Source organism: Chania multitudinisentens RB-25 (assembly GCF_000520015.2).
In the GTDB taxonomy this organism is placed as follows: Bacteria; Pseudomonadota; Gammaproteobacteria; order Enterobacterales; family Enterobacteriaceae; genus Chania; species Chania multitudinisentens.
This window is the reverse complement of sequence record NZ_CP007044.2, coordinates 2,798,731-2,818,292: the sequence shown is the minus strand read 5'-3', so window position 1 is coordinate 2,818,292 and position 19,562 is coordinate 2,798,731. Positions and strand designations below refer to the sequence as shown.

General features: G+C 42.7%; 22 protein-coding genes. 7 read left to right on the top strand and 15 right to left on the bottom strand.

The genetic code is table 11. The features are described from left to right. Positions 1–9: 9 nt before the first annotated feature. The 7 genes from Z042_RS12390 to Z042_RS12355 all read right to left on the bottom strand — a co-directional run bounded on the left by Z042_RS12390 (position 10) and on the right by Z042_RS12355 (position 7,641). Positions 10–894, bottom strand: a complete 885-nt coding sequence (locus Z042_RS12390; RefSeq protein ID WP_417903538.1) for a carbohydrate ABC transporter permease — start codon at positions 892–894, stop codon at positions 10–12. A 22-nt stretch (positions 895–916) separates the two neighbouring features. Further along, on the bottom strand, positions 917–1,807 hold the full coding sequence (locus Z042_RS12385; RefSeq protein WP_024911420.1) for a carbohydrate ABC transporter permease: 891 nt from the start codon (positions 1,805–1,807) through the stop codon (positions 917–919). Positions 1,808–2,657: 850 nt separating this feature from the next. Beyond that, positions 2,658–3,233 (bottom strand): NUDIX hydrolase YfcD, encoded by a 576-nt coding sequence (gene yfcD, locus Z042_RS12375; RefSeq protein ID WP_024911422.1) that lies wholly within the window; start codon positions 3,231–3,233, stop codon positions 2,658–2,660. Between the two features lie 229 nt (positions 3,234–3,462). After that, positions 3,463–4,014, bottom strand: a complete 552-nt coding sequence (gene yfcE / locus Z042_RS12370) for a phosphodiesterase (protein WP_024911423.1) — start codon at positions 4,012–4,014, stop codon at positions 3,463–3,465. Positions 4,015–4,268: 254 nt separating this feature from the next. Next, on the bottom strand, positions 4,269–4,913 hold the full coding sequence (locus Z042_RS12365) for an RpiB/LacA/LacB family sugar-phosphate isomerase (RefSeq protein ID WP_024911424.1): 645 nt from the start codon (positions 4,911–4,913) through the stop codon (positions 4,269–4,271). A 42-nt stretch (positions 4,914–4,955) separates the two neighbouring features. Further along, positions 4,956–5,717 carry a 2-dehydro-3-deoxy-D-gluconate 5-dehydrogenase KduD gene (gene kduD, locus Z042_RS12360; protein WP_024911425.1) on the bottom strand — a complete coding sequence of 254 codons (762 nt, stop codon included), beginning with the start codon at positions 5,715–5,717 and terminating at the stop codon, positions 4,956–4,958. Positions 5,718–6,072: 355 nt separating this feature from the next. Continuing rightward, complete coding sequence (locus tag Z042_RS12355; RefSeq protein ID WP_024911426.1) at positions 6,073–7,641, bottom strand: MFS transporter; 1,569 nt, start codon at positions 7,639–7,641, stop codon at positions 6,073–6,075. Between the two features lie 447 nt (positions 7,642–8,088). Here Z042_RS12355 and Z042_RS12350 point away from each other — a divergent pair, with 447 nt between their 5' ends. Both Z042_RS12350 and Z042_RS12345 read left to right on the top strand, forming a co-directional pair. Further along, a complete protein-coding gene (locus Z042_RS12350; RefSeq protein ID WP_024911427.1) occupies positions 8,089–9,255 on the top strand; it encodes an oligogalacturonate lyase family protein in 1,167 nt (388 codons plus the stop codon). 176 nt (positions 9,256–9,431) lie between these two features. Further along, positions 9,432–9,755: a cupin domain-containing protein gene (locus Z042_RS12345; protein WP_024911428.1), complete on the top strand. Its 324-nt coding sequence runs from the start codon at positions 9,432–9,434 to the stop codon at positions 9,753–9,755. Positions 9,756–9,881: 126 nt separating this feature from the next. Here the strand turns inward: Z042_RS12345 and Z042_RS12340 are convergent, their stop codons facing one another. Next, a complete protein-coding gene (locus Z042_RS12340; protein ID WP_024911429.1) occupies positions 9,882–10,283 on the bottom strand; it encodes a hypothetical protein in 402 nt (133 codons plus the stop codon). A 419-nt stretch (positions 10,284–10,702) separates the two neighbouring features. Here Z042_RS12340 and yfcG point away from each other — a divergent pair, with 419 nt between their 5' ends. From yfcG to Z042_RS12325, 3 genes are all read left to right on the top strand, one after another. Beyond that, positions 10,703–11,332, top strand: coding sequence for a GSH-dependent disulfide bond oxidoreductase (gene yfcG, locus Z042_RS12335; protein WP_024911430.1), 630 nt, complete (start codon positions 10,703–10,705; stop codon positions 11,330–11,332). 169 nt (positions 11,333–11,501) lie between these two features. Continuing rightward, a complete protein-coding gene (gene folX / locus Z042_RS12330; RefSeq protein ID WP_024911431.1) occupies positions 11,502–11,879 on the top strand; it encodes a dihydroneopterin triphosphate 2'-epimerase in 378 nt (125 codons plus the stop codon). Positions 11,880–12,049: 170 nt separating this feature from the next. Then, on the top strand, positions 12,050–12,955 hold the full coding sequence (locus Z042_RS12325) for a TIGR01777 family oxidoreductase (RefSeq protein ID WP_024911432.1): 906 nt from the start codon (positions 12,050–12,052) through the stop codon (positions 12,953–12,955). 127 nt (positions 12,956–13,082) lie between these two features. On the opposite strand, the gene hisP is transcribed toward Z042_RS12325, so the two are convergent. After that, complete coding sequence (hisP, locus tag Z042_RS12320) at positions 13,083–13,856, bottom strand: histidine ABC transporter ATP-binding protein HisP (protein ID WP_037406113.1); 774 nt, start codon at positions 13,854–13,856, stop codon at positions 13,083–13,085. A gap of 341 nt (positions 13,857–14,197) precedes the next feature. Next, positions 14,198–14,425, bottom strand: coding sequence for a recombinase family protein (locus Z042_RS12315; RefSeq protein WP_051506725.1), 228 nt, complete (start codon positions 14,423–14,425; stop codon positions 14,198–14,200). Positions 14,426–14,641: 216 nt separating this feature from the next. On the opposite strand from Z042_RS12315, the gene Z042_RS12310 reads away from it, so the two are divergent. Beyond that, positions 14,642–15,454, top strand: a complete 813-nt coding sequence (locus Z042_RS12310; RefSeq protein ID WP_024913650.1) for a DUF4225 domain-containing protein — start codon at positions 14,642–14,644, stop codon at positions 15,452–15,454. Here Z042_RS12310 and Z042_RS12305 read toward each other — a convergent pair. The 3 genes from Z042_RS12305 to Z042_RS26600 all read right to left on the bottom strand — a co-directional run bounded on the left by Z042_RS12305 (position 15,446) and on the right by Z042_RS26600 (position 17,467). After that, a complete protein-coding gene (locus tag Z042_RS12305; protein ID WP_024913649.1) occupies positions 15,446–15,778 on the bottom strand; it encodes a hypothetical protein in 333 nt (110 codons plus the stop codon). The genes Z042_RS12310 and Z042_RS12305 overlap by 9 nt on opposite strands. Further along, positions 15,778–16,257: an Hcp family type VI secretion system effector gene (locus Z042_RS12300; RefSeq protein ID WP_025297166.1), complete on the bottom strand. Its 480-nt coding sequence runs from the start codon at positions 16,255–16,257 to the stop codon at positions 15,778–15,780. The genes Z042_RS12305 and Z042_RS12300 overlap by 1 nt, the downstream gene beginning before the upstream one ends. Positions 16,258–17,380: 1,123 nt before the next feature. After that, a complete protein-coding gene (locus Z042_RS26600) occupies positions 17,381–17,467 on the bottom strand; it encodes a recombinase family protein (protein ID WP_236849260.1) in 87 nt (28 codons plus the stop codon). 377 nt (positions 17,468–17,844) lie between these two features. Between Z042_RS26600 and Z042_RS24545 the strand changes: the two genes are divergently transcribed. Then, complete coding sequence (locus Z042_RS24545) at positions 17,845–18,657, top strand: DUF4225 domain-containing protein (protein ID WP_024913647.1); 813 nt, start codon at positions 17,845–17,847, stop codon at positions 18,655–18,657. Position 18,658: 1 nt separating this feature from the next. Here the strand turns inward: Z042_RS24545 and Z042_RS12290 are convergent, their stop codons facing one another. Then, entirely contained in the window at positions 18,659–18,988 is a 330-nt protein-coding gene (locus Z042_RS12290) for a hypothetical protein (protein ID WP_024913646.1), read from the bottom strand. Next, positions 18,988–19,467 carry an Hcp family type VI secretion system effector gene (locus Z042_RS12285; protein WP_025297167.1) on the bottom strand — a complete coding sequence of 160 codons (480 nt, stop codon included), beginning with the start codon at positions 19,465–19,467 and terminating at the stop codon, positions 18,988–18,990. Before Z042_RS12285 ends, Z042_RS12290 begins: the two co-directional genes overlap by 1 nt. Positions 19,468–19,562 lie beyond the last annotated feature (95 nt).

Here is a 19,562-nt window from a genome sequence, read left to right as displayed (position 1 = left end):
AATCCTCAATTAACCTTTAATACCGCTGCTGGTAACACCCTGCACGAAATAGCGTTGGGCCAGGAAGAACACGATGATAGACGGCAGAATAGAGATACTTGCCATTGCCAGAATTTCATTCCATGGCGCACCTTCGGTGACGTCGATGGACATTTTCAGCGCCAGGGCAATAGGGTATTTATCTACGCTGTAGACATAAATCAGCGGTCCGATAAAGTCATTCATTGACCACATAAACTGGAACAGAGCAACAGAGATAATTGCTGGTTTCAAAATCGGCACTACCACATACCACAGCACCTGGAAAGAGTTACAACCATCAATCTGGGCGGCTTCTTCCATATCACGTGGCACACCACGCAAGAATTGGATCAACATAAAGACGAAGAAACCCTGCGTCGCAAATGCTAACGGTAAATACAACGGCAGATAGCTATCCAGCATGCCCATTTCACGGAACATGATGTACTGAGGAATCAGTAACACCGTGCTCGGCAGCAACATGGTGGTGATCAGCGTAGCAAACCAGAATTTTTTCCATGGAATTTCAAAGCGTGCAAATCCATAGGCCACAATCGTTGAAGAAATAATGGTTAATATGACTTTAGGAATAACAAACTTAAAGGTATTAAGCATGTAGTGACCAAAGTTATATTCTGTACCCGTTTTCCAACCATTAACAAAACCATCTGAGGTTGGATGAGCAGGCCATAAACCTAACGTTGTGAAGATCTCGTGGTTCGGCTTGAATGACGCAGAGAACATCCACACCAGTGGATAAAGCATCAGCAGGCCCACAAACAGCAGAACGATATAACGGATAAACGCGCTGACTTTCTCTTTACGTAACGTCCGCTGTACTTCCTGCTCAGCAATCTTCTGAGCATCGTTCATTAATACGTTGTCTTGATGCATATCAGCCATTTTTGCCTCCCTTATCCGCTGAGTAGAAGACCCAATATTTTGATGATTTAAAGGAAATTGAGGCAAACACGGCCACAACCAGGAACAATATCCAGGCTAGTGCTGCGCCGTAACCCATATCAAAGTATTTAAATGCCGTATCGTAAATATAAAGCGAGAACAGGTAGGTATAGTGAGTCGGGCCGCCGCCTGTAATCACATACGGTGCCGTAAACTCCTGGAACGCCTGTGTCGTCTGCATGATGAAGTTAAAGAAAATAACCGGCGTAATGAGTGGCACGGTGACTTTCATAAACATTTGCCATTTAGAGGCACCATCAATCATTGCCGCTTCATACTGTGACTGAGGAACGTTCTGCAACGCCGCCAGGAAAATAACCATGGCGGAACCAAACTGCCATACACGCAACAGCGTGACCGACATCAGAGCCAGCGAAGGTTCACCTAACCAGTTGATAGGATCTAACCCGAATACACCAATAAAACTATTTAGCAAACCATCAATGGCAAACAGTGCACGCCATAATACGGCAATTGCCACACTGCTCCCTAGGATGGAAGGAATATAATACGCTGTACGGAAAAATCCGATACCACGAAGTTTAAAATTAAGAACAAAGGCAATACCCAGTGCAAACGCCAGTTTTAAAGGAATGGTGAGAAACACATAAGCAAATGTTACACCCATGGATTTCCAAAAAAGGTGATCTTCCATCAGCATATAACGGTAGTTTTCAACCCCGTTAAACACTGGTGGATTCATCAGGTCATATTCCGTAAAGCTTAATAAGAATGATGACACAAAGGGAAATGCCGTAAATATTATCAACCCTATAATATAGGGAGATATATAGGCTAACCCCAGCATTCTGTTTTCATTCATGGTTATTACCCATATAGATAGAAATAAAATTAAGTAAACTCAATCAATACTATAAATAAATCCCGCAGCAATCAGATAAAACCCAAGGTATAGTGTTTTAACCTCCGCCCTGATACCAACATGCCATACAATGAAAAGATCGCTCTGTTTTTGTAACTGCTTATCATCAACAGAATCCATTTCACTTTGTACAGCGACACGCAGGTGCAAACACACACCAAGCAAATAGATGCTAACCATTTAATGTTAAATATTAATCTCTTGGCACCTTCTGCTTCCTGTATACCGTGCCAATAAGACCAATGGATAAAATGGAACGGTAAAATGAATTCATTCCATAAAAACGCACACTGAGTTTGCCAGCTCCTTTTAGCTTTGTTAGACCGATAGCAAGACACTGATGAACGATCCATCCTGACACTGCCAAACAGTTTAGTGCAGCACATTAAGTCCATTTATGATCTCCACACATCAACCAACAAACTGAAACACTATTTCAAATTATTATATCTAAATTTTTCTCAGCGTCATTGGGCGGATGGCAAAAGTGTGACCAAAGTAGGAACGTTGTTTTATTTTTCTTGCACTCATTGCATTTCGATTGAAACAGTCGTCTCAAATTTAATTTAACTAATTGATTTTTAATCAAAAAATAACACGCACTGATTGTGGCATTAAGGATATTAATTTGTGGAAAATAGGTTAGCCAATTGTATTGCAGGCAACATTTGCAAGATGTTGCCTGGGTGAAAGAGTTTGGTAGGGGTAACCAACGGTTACATTGCTCTTACGCGGGGTAAAAAACTGTACATCTGCACAGTAACGCAGGGATACAGCCTATGACAGAGGTTCAGGCGTTTTCTTTACCTGATTCTACTTTGTTCACTCGCTGTAAAGGTTTGCCGTAATCCTGATTATTGTTACGTGTCAGCCACAATGACAATGCCTTCAGCGAATCTGGAGTAAACTCGTCGCAGCGAGCGGTGATCTCTTCTGGCATCATCCAGCTGACTTCTGCCACTTCTTCTTCCTGCAAGGCAAAAGGGCCGTGCGACACGCAGCTAAATAAAGCGCCCCAAACACGACACTGCTCTTCTTCAAAATAAAACAGGCCATGTTCCGCGAAAGGTACACCCGCAATCCCCAGTTCTTCCTCTGCTTCGCGCCGGGCAGAATCCAACACATTTTCTCCACTTTGCGTCACGCCCCCGGCTGTAGCATCCAACCACCCCGGATAGAAATCTTTGTTCTCAGTACGGCGTTGTACCAAAATTTTCCCCATTCCATCATGCACCACAATATAGGTAGCACGATGACGTAGCCGTTGAGCACGCATCTGTTGACGACTGGATTGAGCAATCACTTCGTTTTGCTCGTTAACGATATCAACCCATTCGGTATCTGCATCCTGACCCTGTTCCGCCATCCTCTAAAACCTTCTATTTTGGCGCGATGAATACCGCGCGCTGGTTAATCAATGAGTGTGCTGCAATGATTTTTATATATACACCTTGTATCTTGCAGATGTATTGGCATCACTCATAGGCCCTGACAAACAGCATGCAACTCTGTTTTAGGCTGAAACACCCTACTGACACATTATGGAGATTCAGCGCTTGCTGCCCACAATTCTTCACCTCCATTGGATATATAAATTAGTGTGTTAATGCCACCTCTGCAATAGCTTTGCCGTTGTGTAAACCGACCACGCTCAGCATATCATTTTCCAGCATGCCATAACTGGCGGGGAAACCTTCTTTAGGAATACTGACTGAACCTGGATTAAAACAGCAAATCCCCTCTTGCCATTCCGCATGCGGTAAATGCGTATGGCCGTAGATCAACACATCCCCATGAGACAATGGAGGCAATGTATCGGGATGATAAAGATGACCATGGGTTAAAAACAGCCGCCTTTTGGGCAATAAAACTTGTTGAAAGGGAGACATGATAGGGAAAGTGAGTAACATTTGATCGACTTCACTATCGCAATTACCACGAACAGCAATGATTTTGTCGCGATAGTGATTTAATTGTTCAGCAACCTGTATGGGTTGATAGCGTTCTGGTAGTGCATTACGTGGACCATGATTGAGCAAATCACCCAAAAGAATCAGCCAATCTGCATGACTCTGCTCAAACAATGCGAGAATTTTTTCAGTGGCGGAGAGCGAACCATGTAAATCCGAGGCAAACATCAGCTTCATAGTCTTCCTTATAATTCGGAATATGAAACCCATTCTAACGTAGCAATCATTAACAGCAAGGCTATAAAAATAAAACAGGTGGCCCACAATCGGCCACCTGAAGAAAACCATTATACCTGCCGTTTTTCGAACCGCGAGGGTTAAGAGCAACAATCAAATCCACCGGGAGTAGATTTACCGCAGCGATTAGATGACTCCAATCGCTGGGAAGTGCCGTCAACCTGCATTTCAAAATTCATCAGGTATCACGCTGTTTAAGCGCGGCTGATAATATCTTTTACAAACGCAACAATTTCTGGCTTCTTGCCATGTGCAAACAGGCATTCCTGGAAGCGAGCACCGCTAACGGCGGTTTTCACCAATTCCGGGTCGATTGCGCGCAGCGTATCAAGATAGTTATCTTTGATCACAGCACTTTTAACCTGGTTCAGAATCCCTGCGTTACGCACCTGAGGTTCTTTACGCTCTACCGGATAACCTTCACCTTTACGACCGGTGAACGCTTTTTCAAAGATATAGCGAACGTTCAGTTCAGCGCCCCAGCCAAAACCTTTGGCAAACGGCAGAGAAAGCGCATTGCCGTTGTTGATTTGAGCAAACAGGAAAGCATCCGCAGGATCAATACAGTAACCACAAACTACGCCAGGATGAATGTTCAATGACATCAACGCACCCTGACCGGTGCCGCAGCCCGTAACCACAAAGTCGACCGCTTCCGCGTTCAATAGGATACTGGCCATAATACCCAGATGGATATAGGTCAGGTGGTGATCTTTTTCATCACTCATACCGACGTTGAACACCGCATCATGATTGTCAGCCGCTACGGCCTGCAGTTGTTCGAGAACCAGCGCATTTTTACCCGCTTGGCTGTTTTCCATCATCAGTGCAATATTCATCGTTTCCTCTCTGCAAATAAAATCAATGTGTTATTTTCTGACTTAACGAGCCAACCAACCACCGTCCACCGCCAGGGTGAAGCCGTTGATATAATCTGAAGCTGGTGAAGCCAAGAATACTGCTGGCCCCATCAGATCTTCTGGCAAGCCCCAACGCCCCGCAGGAATACGCTCAAGGATCGCTTCGCTGCGAGCCTGATCGTCACGCAACTGACGAGTATTGTTGGTTGCCATGTAACCTGGAGCCAAAGCGTTAACGTTGATGCCATGGCTAGCCCATTCGTTAGCCAGCAGGCGGGTTACTCCCATCACCGCGCTCTTAGAAGCGGTGTAAGAAGGTACACGAATACCGCCCTGGTAAGAAAGCATAGAAGCGATATTGATGATTTTGCCGCCTTTACCCTGAGCAATGAATTGACGAGCTACAGCCTGAGACATAAAGAAGACGGTTTTGATGTTCAGGTTCATCACATCATCCCAATCTTTTTCGCTGAATTCCAGCGCGTCCTGACGGCGGATGATACCTGCGTTGTTCACCAGAATATCAATATGACCAAATTCTGCCACGGCACGTTCGATCAAAGAAGGCAGCACGTCCAGATTGCTCAGGTCAGCTTTCAGGCTCAGGAAACGACGCCCCTGCTCAGCAACTTTCGCGATAGTTTCTGTTGGCTCAACCACGTTGATACCGACAATATCACAACCTGCCTGGGCCAACCCAAGAGCCATACCCTGCCCCAGACCTGTATCACAACCGGTCACGATAGCTACTTTACCCTGCAACGAAAAATTATCGAGAATCATGCTCTTTTCCTTAGTACTCAGGGCATCACCGGCCCTTGTCAAAAGTGGGGATAGCGTTATCCCGCCAGTATCTACAGCCTGCTGCCGCACAGAGAAGGCGCTATTGCCCCCCTGTCATCATGATGCGGCAAGTCTAACGCTTATCTCTGTCGCAATCAATAAAGTTGAAACATTGTTTTGATTTTTGTGAAAGGTATTTTTCTTTTTCTTGACGGGGATCGATATAACGGAGCAGATTGTGGTGCCAACTTGCCAAATGAAGCCATGAAAAATCCGATACTGTTTCTCTGACTGTGAGCCAACTCCCACTTGAGCCTTCCCACCCGAAAGTGGGAAGGCTCTATGGAGGCTTGGTTTATGAAGCAGACTCACACATAGTGGGCTGCACTTCGGCGGCAAGCTTCATTTTCTGGCAAATCTTACTGTTGCCCCAGCATTGTTCATAAGGCAAACCGACCAGTTTTTCGATCACCAAACGCACCTCAGGCTGAATATCACTCAGTTTCCCCCCTGCTTTGATACGCGCCACTTCATCCAAGACTATCCGATGAGTTTGGCGATTAAGCGTCATCTGGCTACTGAACACGATAGCAACCAGAGCCAGCACGATAACGCCGGCAAAGAAAACCCAGGAAATGGCCGTAATCGCGGTTTCCGGTTGGGTATGGGATTTCGATTGGAAACCGTAATAGCTGAGGATGGCCCCCATGGTAAAGACAATAATTGAGCGGACAATTTTCCCAGAGAAGGTCATGGCACCTGCGTAGATCCCTTCACGGCGGCGGCCGGTAAAGACTTCATCCACATCAGCCAGGAAGGTATAGACCGTCCAGGGAATGTAATATACCCCCCCAGTACCCAAACCAAATATCACGGTCACCCCAATGATCGCCGCAGTGGCAAAATGCGCTGGCAGGTTAAAAAAGGGCAGCAGGGTATAACAGCAGACTGCAAAAACAACGATACCAAGCGCCCAGATATAGGGCTTGCTGAAACCTTTTTTCACGCAAAGACCAATAAAGAGTGCCGTAGAGAACAGTTGCAGCATCGCATTCAAGCTATTCAGCCCGGCAAGAATCGCAGGATCGTATTGCAGTACGAAGATCACAAAGTAGGTAAAGACCGAAGCAAACAACCACTCAGCACCAAAACCGAACAGGTACATGCCCAAATGTTTACGGAACACTCGCAGATAAAATGTCGATTGCATATCTCTGGCCAGAGACATCAGCGTACTCAGTAGCGACGACTTCTGCCTTACCAGCGTTTCCCCTTCATCCTGGCGTTCCCAAGAGAACAGATAAAGCATGCCGATAGCAATAAATAGAATGAGACCATAGGTGATACCGGTATAAAGGAAAGGCTGTGCCGATTCTTTACCGTAGATCAGAATGAATTGCCCAGGAATAAATGCAGCCAGGAAATTGGCCATTTTGCCGAAAATCGCTTTATAGCCCGTCAGCTTGGAGCGTACAGCAAAATCCTCCGTCATTTCGGTCGCCAGGGTTTCATAAGGCACCATAACCGAGGTGTAAATCAGTTCGAAAATCACATAGGTAGAGAGGTAATACCAAAAACCAAAACCTTCTACCCATAGCAGAGGGTAGAAAATCATCAGTGGCGCACCAATCAGCACAAAGAAACGCCGCCGACCAAAACGTTTACCCAACCAGGTATGACCAAAGTTATCGGTCAGGTAACCCATCACCGGGTTACTGATTGCATCAATAACGCTTGCCACTGAAAAAATAAATGACGCTTCCAGCAGCGTCAGCCCACAAAATGTAGTGTAAAAATACAGCAACCAAGCACCGCTGATCGCCAGAGCACCGCTTCCCAACAGGTTGCCCCCACCATATGCCAACTGGTGCCCTAGCGTAACCACTCGGCCTTCTCCCAAAGGCTTGATACTATTTGTTATCATCTAATTATCTCATTGTTAAAAATGAACTATTATTTCATTTTTTTAGGAATTGTGTTTTATACTTGCCGATGAGAGACATTGATGTGACAGAAATCACATAAAAAAAGACGGGTTATTCATTAGCTGTTTTTAAGTACAAACAACATACAATGATATTCCCTCTCTGAAGACAGTTGCGGTTTTTCCAACCATTTAACATTGCCAGCGGTGAGTAATTGCACAGAATGCAATGGTTGTGCATCAGTTGACCATGACGAAAACAGGCGTCTTGTGTAAAACCTGAAAGAGGTGAGTAAATTATGCGATGCCGGTCGCATAAATCACCCGTGCAGGTTGGCCTGTTGCGTCACTTTGATATCATTTTTCTAAATTTATGAAACGACGTTTTAGTAATTAAGGAACTGTTCAGTATCTGGCGGTTCATCAATCCATTTAAGGGAGGCCATCGTGGCTAAAGGTTCAATCCTCAAGTTCAGTTTCCATCACTCAACCGATGCAAGTACCGGCGCGCAAATCACTCGCTTAACACCACCGGACGTACTGTGCCACCGTAACTACTTCTACCAGAAATGTTTCACTAATGATGGCAACAAGCTGTTGTTTTCTGGAGAGTTTGATGGCAACCGCAACTACTATCTGCTGGATTTAAAACAGCAACAGGCCGTTCAACTGACGGAAGGCCCAGGCGACAACGCTTTCGGGGGCTTTTTATCGCCTGATGACCGTTTCCTCTATTATGTAAAAAATGAACGCGAATTACGCCGGGTTGAACTGAGCAACGGCCATGAGAAAACGGTTTATCAGGTGCCTGAAGAGTGGGTCGGTTACGGTACTTGGGTTGCCAACAGCGAATGCACCAGCTTGGTGGGCATCGAAATTGACCGCAATGACTGGGAACCGCTGACTGATTGGAAAATTTTCCATACCTTCTTCACCAAAAATCCACATTGCCGCTTGCTGCGCGTTGATCTCAATAGCGGTGAGTCACGTGTGATCTATCAGGACAACATCTGGTTAGGCCACCCAATTTATCGTCCTTATCACGATAATTGTGTCGCTTTTTGCCATGAAGGCCCGCACGATTTAGTTGACGCCCGCATGTGGCTGATTAATGAAGACGGCAGCAATATGCGCAAGGTGAAAACCCATGCCGAAGGCGAGAGCTGCACCCATGAGTTCTGGGTACCAGACGGTTCTGCCCTGATGTATGTCTCTTATATGAAAGGCCAGCAAGAACGTAACATTTACCGTTTCGATCCAGAAACCGGCGTGAATGAAATTGTGATGAACATGCCAGCCTGTTCCCACCTGATGAGCAACCACGATGGTAGCATGCTGGTTGGTGACGGTTCTGCATCCCCAGTGGACATCAAAGATGCCGCAGGTTACACCATCCAGAACGATCCTTGGCTTTATGTGTTTGATGCCAAGAACAAGCGCCAGGCCCGTTTGGCGGCGCACAACAGCTCATGGCGCGTGTTGAACGGCGATCGGCAGGTGACTCATCCTCACCCTTCCTTTACTCCAGACAACCGCCAAGTGCTGTTTACTTCAGACTTTGAAGGAGAGCCAGCGCTTTATCTGGCCAAATTACCTGAGAATCTGTTTGCTTAATGATGATTTATACCCAAAACATGCCAAGTTGCAGTCCGGCAGCAAGTACGAAACGAATCGGCCAATGACCGACTTGAACGGTGTTTGTGCCAACCAAAGGAATAAGGCCCACGGATGGGCTGGGCAACACCATTCTGCGGCTTGAAAAGTGATGGGTTTATCCCCGAGGAAAAGTTATGTTCATATACAAACAAGAGCGCACACTGGAAGATTTAGGGAACGGGGTTACACGGCGTATCCTCGCTCACGGCGGGGCGATGATGGCGGTAGAAGTTAATTTCGAAAAAGATGCTATCGGCCCGTTGCACAGCCACCCGCACGAGCAGCTTACCTATGTGCTTTCTGGCCGTTTCAGTTTCACCATCGACGGTGTGACTAAAGAAGTCGCTGCCGGAGACACACTGTACAAAAAGCCAAACGTGATACACGGGTGCGTTTGCCTGGAAGCAGGAACCCTGTTGGATACCTTTACTCCACAGCGCGAAGACTTTCTGAGTTAAGCCTTTCTACTGCTCCCCGGTCTACGTACCGGGGAGCAGACCAGCTCACTTATCAACCAAGCAAAAACACTAGTGATTAATGGTAATTATGAATTTAATGATGAATGGCTAAATAGAGATATTAATCTACTTTATTTCTGGAGGTGAAACGCGATATAACAACATAAGAATCCTGAGCTTTACTAACTTTATTGTTAACAGAAGGCCTAACCTCATTCCTCTACTGCTACCCCAGATATCAACCGAAACAAAAAAAATGAATATGACCAGATAAACAAGGGCTTCTATTATGCCATCATTATAAAAATAAGCCCCAAACATCATCACGAAAAAAACAGGGGAAATAGACATCATACTTCCACCACATAATTCAGCAATTAGCAGAATGTAGTTTTTAAATGACTCATCCTCTGTCGTCTTTACTCCTTTACCATAAATTTCATTCTTTTTGTCTCTATATTGATTCTTTAATTTCAATAGTTCTTGGTAAGCAAATCCATTTTTCAAAATTAATTCACTGATTTCCATGGCATTATTGTTGTTTTATTGTGAATTGATACGCTACTCATTTTAACCTAAGCGATCACTACAGGACAAGTAGAGCCCCAAAACTTTAATTATATGCTTTTTAACTAGCCTCACACTACAATATCATCCTACTTCTTACGCTTATTATGATATCTACATATATTATTTAATCAAAAATACGAAAACGATAAAAATTAACGAGGTTATGCAACCATAACGTCGCATTCATCTCAAAATACGTAAAAATAATGACTAATGTCATTAATACAATTAAGAATCACATTTTCTACCGCATGATACCTGAATTACTTTGTTTCTTGATCCGATACGGCAATATAAGAATACTTTTATGATTTCCTTGCCATTGATCCCGTTTCATGATTCATCTTATCATGATGCTTTACAAGGAGCATTAACTTATGATTGACCTGTATTACGCACCCACTCCTAACGGCCACAAAATCACTCTGTTTTTGGAAGAAGTTGGCCTACCCTACCGTATTCACCGTGTGAATATCATCGCCGGTGAACAATTTAAACCAGCGTTTCTGGCCATTTCACCCAATAACAAAATTCCAGCAATCGTCGATCAGCAGCCTGTTGATGGCGGTACTCCCATCAGCCTGTTTGAATCCGGTGAGATCCTACTGTATCTGGCAGAAAAAACCGGTAAATTGCTGAGTAAAGGGCTACGTGAGCGAGCCACCACCTTGCAGTGGTTATTCTGGCAAGTCGCAGGATTTGGGCCGATGCTCGGCCAAAACCATCATTTTAATCACTACGCACCACAGCCGGTGCCTTATGCCATTGAGCGCTATCAACTGGAAACCAAACGCCTGTACGGCGTGCTGGAAACCGAGTTGCAGAAACACCCTTATCTGGGCGGGGACAATTACAGCATTGCTGATATCGCCACTTATCCCTGGGTCGTTTCTCATCCGCGTCAACGCATTGATCTGGCCGATTACCCGGCGGTACGCAATTGGTTTGAACGCATCAGCAACCGCCCGGCAACTGGTCGTGCTTACGCGCTGGCAGAATCAGCATAGCGGGTTTAGGCGGTATCCCTGACTTGCTACAGTGCGCTTCTGCAAGTCAGGGACGCTGCCTTGCCTGAACAGCCCCTTTGTCACTCCCTTTAACCGTTTGTCTGCGCTATCATTCCCCTACTTTCCGTGTATTCTGGGCACAAACATTCAGACCTCTGGAGAATCTCTGATGTCATTCAACCAACCCGATGCCATTATCCGCATTAAAAACCTGCGATTACGTACTTTTATCGGTATCAAGGAAGAAGAAATTAATAATCGTCAGGATATCCTGATTAATGTTGTGATCCATTATCCAGCAGATAAAGCGCGTAACAGTGAAAATATTGAAGACGCGCTAAACTATCGCACCATCACCAAAGCCGTTATTCACCATGTCGAGAATAACCGTTTCGCTTTGTTGGAAAAGTTAACCCAGGATGTGCTCGAAATCGTGAAACAACATCCATGGGTAACCTATGCTGAAGTAGAGATAGATAAATTGTTGGCCCTGCGTTATGCCGATTCGGTTTCCATGACCATGAGCTACCGCCGAGATATACTCTAAATAATTCGAGTTGCCGTTGGCCCGCCGGGTAAGCTTCAGTATGAGGCTCATAATTCCCCAGGGACGTAGATAGCTATGTGGCTGGGGTGAATGAGCGCAGCCAGCGCACAGGCAACTTGAAGTATGACGAGTAGACAGCATAATACTCATACCGTTCAGGGAGGTTGACCATGCGGATCTTGATTACCGGTGCTACCGGGCTGATCGGCAGCAGTTTGACACAACAGCTACTGCATCTTTCACATGAGGTTACCGTGTTGACACGCAACGTAAAGCAGGCACACGGTAAGTTTGGCGAGCAGGTCAACTATTGGCCCTCACTTGACGATCAACATGCTCTGAATGGCTTTGAGGCCGTCATCAACTTGGCGGGTGAACCTATTGCCAACAAACGCTGGAGTAAAGCGCAAAAAGAACGCCTGTGCCGTAGCCGCTGGGAATTGACCGAACGGCTGGCCACTCTGATCAAGGCCAGCGCAACTCCCCCTTCAGTATTCATTTCTGGCTCTGCGGCCGGCTATTATGGCGATCAGGGCCAAGCCGTAGTCACAGAAGACGAAATTCCACACGAAGAATTCACCCATCAGCTCTGCCAGCGTTGGGAATCGCTGGCATTGCAAGCACAAACTAGCACCACCCGCGTCTGCCTGCTGCGTACCGGTCTTGTGCTGTCAGCCAAAGGCGGTGCATTGGCGAAAATGTTGCCGCCCTTTCGTATGGGCCTTGGTGGGCCCATCGGCGATGGCCGCCAGTATCTACCCTGGATTCATATCGACGATATGGTCAGCGGTATTATTTATCTGCTGAATCACAGCAATCTTCATGGCCCGTTCAATATGGTTTCACCTTATCCGGTACACAATGAACAATTCACAGCAACCTTGGCCAAGGTACTGGATCGCCCGGCATTTTTACGTGTTCCTGCATTCATCATACGGCTCTTGCTGGGAGAGGCAGCATCGCTGCTTCTGGGTAGCCAGCGGGTAATACCCCGCAGGCTAGAAGAGGCCGGTTTCAGCTTTCGTTTCTTTGAGCTGGAACAAGCGCTGGATGATGTGATCAATCAGCAGTCATAACGTCGGGCCGAGCAGATTCGGCCCAATGTATGGTGAATCCCCGTCAGCCAAGCAACCTAATAGCATAATGCCTATGCCTGCTCACTTTTCTACCAGGAGCAGGAACAGGGAACCTTGCCAATCGATATTACTTGAGAGCCCCTGAAAGGAACTGCTGCAAACGTGGACTTTTCGGATTACCGAAGACTTCAGCCGGCGGCCCTTGTTCTTCAATCAACCCTTGATGCAGAAATATCACGTGGTTAGAGACATGGCGGGCAAACTCCATTTCATGTGTCACCACCACCATGGTTTTTCCTTCTTCTGCCAGTTTCTGCATAATGCGCAGCACTTCGCCTACCAATTCAGGATCCAACGCCGAGGTGGGTTCATCAAACAGCAACACTTCCGGTTCCATCGCCAATGCTCGCGCAATCGATACTCTCTGCTGTTGCCCACCGGAAAGATGCACCGGATATTTACCACGAGCACGCTCGTCAATACCCACTTTATCCAGATAACGCACTGCACGATCGCGAGCTTCGGCTTTGCTCAAGCCCAAGACCTGAACTGGAGCTTCCATCACGTTTTCTAACACCGTCATGTGGCTCCACAGATTAAAATGCTGGAACACCATAGTTAACCGCGTGCGCAGCAATTGCAGCTGTTTCTTATCAAAAACCTTCAATTGGCCATCTTTGTCACGCACCATGCGGATATCTTCATTGTTCAGGCTGATTGCCCCTTCGCTTGGTTTTTCAAGGAAGTTGATACAACGCAGAAAAGTACTTTTACCGGAACCAGAAGAGCCGATGATGCTAATCACATCACCCGCATTAGCCGCCAAGGAAACACCCTTCAACACTTCATGGTCACCATAGCGCTTATGCAGTTCGGTGACGGCCAATTTATTCTCAGACATATTCTTATTTCCCGTCATTCATCGATGAGAACTGAAACTACTGAAAAGTACTCTATCAGTACTGAACAGTGTTCACAAAATGGATAGTACTATCAATACATTATAGAAATCATCGATCTTGCAGAACAGGGTGGTTATGCACGATTTCTACATGATTTTAGCATGACTTATGAAGAGGTAAAGTGGTTAGTTATTTGTTATCAACCCTTTATTATGTGTATGAAAATGAACTCCCACTTCAACTTAACCCTCTGCTAGGTATGGGCCGGCTAAGCGGGATGCTTACGCATTGGAGTTATCCAAGAACTTAACCGTAACGCCCTGCTCTACAAGTTTATCTGCTAAGCTAAGAGTTCTTTGGTATTACGAGCTAAACGATCTATGGACTTTACGATCAACATATCACTTCCTCTTAGGTATGAGATCAATCCTTGAAGCTCAGGCCGTTCACTGGTGGACTTTCCAGGGGCTTTTTCAATTATAACTTTATCACAGACAGAATTTAGAACTAAAAGCTGGTGCTTAAGATTTTGATCTTTTGTCGAGATGCGAGCATAACCAAAAATCATTTTCCTGTCCCTTTGTCTCATTTAAGATACTTGTATGACCCAGTATCATCTGGGTTGGTCCAAGTGTTAAATAAACAATGTTGCCGAGTATCGATAGGAAGTAGCCATAAGAGCTATTTCATTTATTAACACAAGGTCGTATTTGACCACTTTTGTAGTGGTTGATATCATGCAGGGATGCACAAAAATGCTCAGAATTAAAGGAAGCAATTTCATATGGATAATTATTTTGGTTTTCGTGAGCAAACAAAAAGCTACTACCTTGAGATGGCACTTGCAAACTCTCATGAATTAGGCCGCTTGGCTAACAGGGCATCTGCTTTTTATCTAAAAAATTCACAATCAAGATTTTCATTTCAAAAAGAAATTGATGACCTGATTAATCACTATATATCGACTTGCCGTACAGCAACGACCCAAGAAGGACAACGTGATGCGTTTGTACGTCTAAAAGCTGAAAGCGACTCTCTAAGAATGCAGTATGAGTCATTACAACTTAATAAAACTGTTAAAGCTGTTTATCTTGAGATAAAAAAAGACAATGGCTATCTAACCTATGTAATTAAAGGTATCGGTGTTATTGCTGGTTTATCGCAACTTATCGCAGGAATCCCTATGGCCTTTGGTTCTGCTGTTACAGGTGTAAGTGCGGGTCTTGGGGTGCTTCTTATCGCTCATGGTAGTAATAATGTATATGAAAATGGTCAGTATTTTTTTACGGGAGAAGAAAGAACTGGCTTAGTAAGAGATCTATATAGGTATGCCTCAAATAAGGCTGGATACTCAGACAACTCTGCCGATATTATTTATGCAGGGATAGATCTGTCATTATCAGCAAAAATTCTTTTTGGGAAAGTAGCAGTATCAAATGCTAACAGCCTATTAGGTTCTGCAAATAGATCTGATACAGGTCGATTATTTAGGGCAGTGAACAAAGATATGCTCGTAGGTTTCAAAGCCATGAGCAAATTCTCCTTACTTGTTGAACTATCTGGAGATGCTGTTACAATCAGTGGTGTCTTAAAATAACTGATTATATTTTAAAAAGTATATTAGAGCTTTTATATAATCTCTATTCTTTTTAAGAATCAACGAAAAAAACGTAATTATAGAAAATAAAAACACTATTATCAGTGTATCTTCAATAGTTTTGGCAATCAAAGACCAAATAATCCAAATTATTAATAAAACTAACAACATTGAAATTGTTTTTAAAGCAGCTTTACCACTCAGATAAATTTCTTTTTTGTAGTCAATACCTGGTTTTTTACTTTGTTTTTTAAAAAACAAAATATCTTGTTTTGAAAATCCAGACTCCAAAAGGAGCCTGGTTACGCTTTTTGCTTTTTTCATTAGTAAACCCTATCATCCCAAATACTATAACCGCTGGTTCCAGCAATGTGATGCTGCCAAGCAATACTCTCATACTTCAGAGATAAACTTTCTTGCGGCTGGGATTCATTATGGGTTAATGAATTAGGATAAAATATATTAATATCTGTAATCGTAACATTTGTTAGCTTGATCGTGTAAAACAATTCCCGACCACCATTCTGATTAGTTCTATATATATCTATTGTAGCATCTAAGCGTTCATTATTAGAAATTGCAATACCAATTAAAGGAGATGATTTATCAATTGGTTTAATAATAACTACTGGATGGTGACTAACGTGCTGTTCTCTACTCATTGAATGATTTAACTCATAAAGATAAATTTGGTCTGCATGTCCATTCTGACACAAATTACCAATTGAATCTAAAGTGGAACATCCAGCAGAGATTAGCCCCTGTTTTGCACCTTTCAAGGTAAGAAACATTTCATTCGCCATATAAAATCCTTTTTCATGTTAACAGTTCAGTATCTGCAAAACATTAAGCTATGTGCTTGATAACTATCTTGTCATATTATCATTTTTTCCATAACAATACTACCTTGTTATCGAGCACTGCGATATCATACATAAACCACCTTATAAAATCGGAACCGAAATGACAAAAGGACATATATGTGAATGTTCACTGCTTTATTTTTCCTTATAGCATTTATTATTACTCTGAAAGAGCAAGGCATATTTCCCGTTCACGTATTGAGGCTTAAGCTTAACCTCAGCGATGAAAAATAATTAGGTTAATCCTTTACTGGAAGACATCATATCGTTCAATAACATAAAACATTCATACGATTCACGTACCCCATTGATTTATTATCATAAAAAGCAGTATTATACATTACTACGAGCGTTGAAATACTTTGTAGAGTAAAGATCATTTTAATAAAAAATTAAAATCTAATTAATATAAAAAGTACTATAACTTTTGAACACATAGGTAATCTTTGAGATTTTTATTTTGAAAGAGTCAGAACTGGCCTGATAAATTTTAACAACCTAAAGACCAGTTATCTTAGCCAATCTTTATTATCAGGAATAAGTATTCCAAGGTTTAACTTATTATATAGTACTGAAATATAGAGTAATCCCCCGACCATTCCATTATATAATGACAGACTCAGCTAATAGCACAACTCCCCCCCCCCCCCAAAGTAACACTGGCGAAAGGAATTTTAGATAAGCATTAAAAATAAAGGTTGAGTACTCAATTAGCATTCAACCTTTCAGTAGTTATACATTCATCGATGAGAACTGAAACTACTGAAAAGTACTCTATCAGTACTGAACAGTGTTCACAAAATGGATAGTACTATCAATACATTATAGAAATCATCGATCTTGCAGAACAGGGTGGTTATGCACGATTTCTACATGATTTTAGCATGACTTATGAAGAGGTAAAGTGGTTAGTTATTTGTTATCAACCCTTTATTATGTGTATGAAAATGAACTCCCACTTCAACTTAACCCTCTGCTAGGTATGGGCCGGCTAAGCGAGATGCTTACACATTGGAGTTATCCAAGAACTTAACCGTAACGCCCTACTCTACAAGTTTATCTGCTAAGCTAAGAGTTCTTTAGTATTACGAGCTAAACGATCTATGGACTTTACGATCAACGTATCACTTCCTCTTAGGTATGAGATCAATCCTTGAAGTTCAGGCCGTTCACTGGTGGACTTTCCAGGGGCTTTTCAAAAAAACGTTATCACAGACAGAATTTAGAACTAAAAGCTGGTGCTTAAGATTTTGATCTTTTGTCGAGACGCGAGCATAACCAAAAATCATTTTCCTGTCCCTTTGTTTCATTTAAGATACTTGTATGACCCAGTATCATCTGGGTTGCTCCAAGTATTAAATAAACAATGTTGCCGAGTATCAATAGGAAGTAGCCATAAGAGCTATTTTATCTATTGTCAAAGTAGTAGCATTTGATCACTTTCGTGTAGGTTGATATCATGAAAAGATGAATTAAAGTAAGCACGATATAATGATCACGTTTTTTATTTAAAAGGATCAGTTTTATATGGATAATTATTTTGGTTTTCGTGAGCAAACAAAAAACTACTATCTTGAGATGGCACTTGCAAACTCTCATGAGTTAGGCCGTTTGGCTAACAGGGCATCAGCTTTTTATCTAAAAAATTCACAATCAAGATTTTCATTTCAAAAAGAAATTGATGACCTGATTAATCACTATATATCGGCTTGCCGTACAGCAACGACCCAAGAAGGGCAGCGTAATTCATTTATATGTTTAAGAGCCGAAAAAAGCTCTTTACAGCAACAGTATGAGTCACTGCAATTAAATCGTGTAAAAAAAGCACTATATATTGAAATTACCAATGAAAATGGAATATTCACCTATGTCGTAAAAGGGATAGGACTCATTGCTGGCATTTCACAAGTAGTTGCTGGTGCAGCAACTGTTATTTCTTCAAGAGGTCGCAATGTAGCAGGCTACTTGTTGGTATCTCATGGTGTAAATAATATATACGAAAATGGGTATTTTATAATAAATGGCGAAGATGATACGGGTCCTGTAAGAGATCTATATAGAGTGATCGCAAATAAAGCTGGATATGATAGTAGAATAGCTGATATTGCCTATGGCGGTGTTGACTTGGCATTATCCGTTCACGGCTTGTTCTTTACAAAAAAACTGGTATCTGACCGAAGAAGTTTAATGAATTATGAGTATGGCCCAGATACATTAAGGCTTTTCCGTGCTCTTGATTCTGAATTTGTAATGGCCATCAAACAAATGGGTAAACTCTCATTAAGCTTAGAAATATTGGGGGATTCGGTTACCATAAGTGGAATATGGGATAATTTATAGTTCAACCCTTATTGTATTTAAAGTAAAAAACCACAGATTTCGCATACCTTGGAATGTTAGTAAAAAAACAAGAAATTAGCAGTAAAATAGCCAAGAAAGTAGAAAAAAACAATACAACCTTGAATGACTGCTTTATATAGAGCGAAAATAAGAATGCCAACAACATCACACTAAAAATTATAGTTGTTCTTAACATTATTTTTCCGACATCCTTAACACCAAATGCTAAATCTATTCCAAAAAGTTTGGAATTTTTTTGTAGTTCTTTTATTTCTTTTCTTGTAAAACCAGACTCCAAGAGGAGTCTTATTACACTTTTTATTTTTTTCATTAGTAAACCCTATCATCCCAAATACTATAACCGCTGGTTCCTGCAATATGATGCTGCCAAGCAATATTCTCATACTTCAGAGATAAACTTTCTTGCGGCTGGGATTCATTATGGGTTAATGAATTAGGATAAAATATATTAATATCTGTAATCGTAACATTTGTTAGCTTGATTGTGTAAAATAATTCCCGACCACCATTCTGGTTGGTTCTATATATATCTATCTCAGCATCTAAGCGTTCATTGTTAGAAATTGCGTTCCCAATCAAAGGAGATGATTTATCAATTGGTTTAATAATAACTACTGGATGGTGACTAACGTGCTGTTCTCTACTCATTGAATGATTCAACTCATAAAGATAAATTTGGTCTGCATGTCCATTCTGACACAAGTTACCAATTGAATCTAAAGTGGAACATCCAGCAGAGATTAGCCCCTGTTTTGCACCTTTCAAGGTAAGAAACATTTCATTCGCCATATAAAATCCTTTTTCATGTTAACAGTTCAGTATCTGCAAAACATTAAGCTATGTGCTTGATAACTATCTTGTCATATTATCATTTTTTCCATAAC

What these genes read in the sequence shown, in the direction of transcription:
- Z042_RS12390 (WP_417903538.1), bottom strand. Translation starts at nt 894, where the DNA reads ATGAACGATGCTCAGAAGATTGCTGAGCAGGAAGTACAGCGGACGTTA.
- Z042_RS12385 (WP_024911420.1), bottom strand. Translation starts at nt 1,807, where the DNA reads ATGAATGAAAACAGAATGCTGGGGTTAGCCTATATATCTCCCTATATT.
- yfcD (WP_024911422.1), bottom strand. Translation starts at nt 3,233, where the DNA reads ATGGCGGAACAGGGTCAGGATGCAGATACCGAATGGGTTGATATCGTT.
- yfcE (WP_024911423.1), bottom strand. Translation starts at nt 4,014, where the DNA reads ATGAAGCTGATGTTTGCCTCGGATTTACATGGTTCGCTCTCCGCCACT.
- Z042_RS12365 (WP_024911424.1), bottom strand. Translation starts at nt 4,913, where the DNA reads ATGAATATTGCACTGATGATGGAAAACAGCCAAGCGGGTAAAAATGCG.
- kduD (WP_024911425.1), bottom strand. Translation starts at nt 5,717, where the DNA reads ATGATTCTCGATAATTTTTCGTTGCAGGGTAAAGTAGCTATCGTGACC.
- Z042_RS12355 (WP_024911426.1), bottom strand. Translation starts at nt 7,641, where the DNA reads ATGATAACAAATAGTATCAAGCCTTTGGGAGAAGGCCGAGTGGTTACG.
- Z042_RS12345 (WP_024911428.1), top strand. Translation starts at nt 9,432, where the DNA reads ATGTTCATATACAAACAAGAGCGCACACTGGAAGATTTAGGGAACGGG.
- Z042_RS12340 (WP_024911429.1), bottom strand. Translation starts at nt 10,283, where the DNA reads ATGGAAATCAGTGAATTAATTTTGAAAAATGGATTTGCTTACCAAGAA.
- yfcG (WP_024911430.1), top strand. Translation starts at nt 10,703, where the DNA reads ATGATTGACCTGTATTACGCACCCACTCCTAACGGCCACAAAATCACT.
- folX (WP_024911431.1), top strand. Translation starts at nt 11,502, where the DNA reads ATGTCATTCAACCAACCCGATGCCATTATCCGCATTAAAAACCTGCGA.
- Z042_RS12325 (WP_024911432.1), top strand. Translation starts at nt 12,050, where the DNA reads ATGCGGATCTTGATTACCGGTGCTACCGGGCTGATCGGCAGCAGTTTG.
- hisP (WP_037406113.1), bottom strand. Translation starts at nt 13,856, where the DNA reads ATGTCTGAGAATAAATTGGCCGTCACCGAACTGCATAAGCGCTATGGT.
- Z042_RS12315 (WP_051506725.1), bottom strand. Translation starts at nt 14,425, where the DNA reads ATGATTTTTGGTTATGCTCGCATCTCGACAAAAGATCAAAATCTTAAG.
- Z042_RS12310 (WP_024913650.1), top strand. Translation starts at nt 14,642, where the DNA reads ATGGATAATTATTTTGGTTTTCGTGAGCAAACAAAAAGCTACTACCTT.
- Z042_RS12305 (WP_024913649.1), bottom strand. Translation starts at nt 15,778, where the DNA reads ATGAAAAAAGCAAAAAGCGTAACCAGGCTCCTTTTGGAGTCTGGATTT.
- Z042_RS12300 (WP_025297166.1), bottom strand. Translation starts at nt 16,257, where the DNA reads ATGGCGAATGAAATGTTTCTTACCTTGAAAGGTGCAAAACAGGGGCTA.
- Z042_RS24545 (WP_024913647.1), top strand. Translation starts at nt 17,845, where the DNA reads ATGGATAATTATTTTGGTTTTCGTGAGCAAACAAAAAACTACTATCTT.
- Z042_RS12290 (WP_024913646.1), bottom strand. Translation starts at nt 18,988, where the DNA reads ATGAAAAAAATAAAAAGTGTAATAAGACTCCTCTTGGAGTCTGGTTTT.
- Z042_RS12285 (WP_025297167.1), bottom strand. Translation starts at nt 19,467, where the DNA reads ATGGCGAATGAAATGTTTCTTACCTTGAAAGGTGCAAAACAGGGGCTA.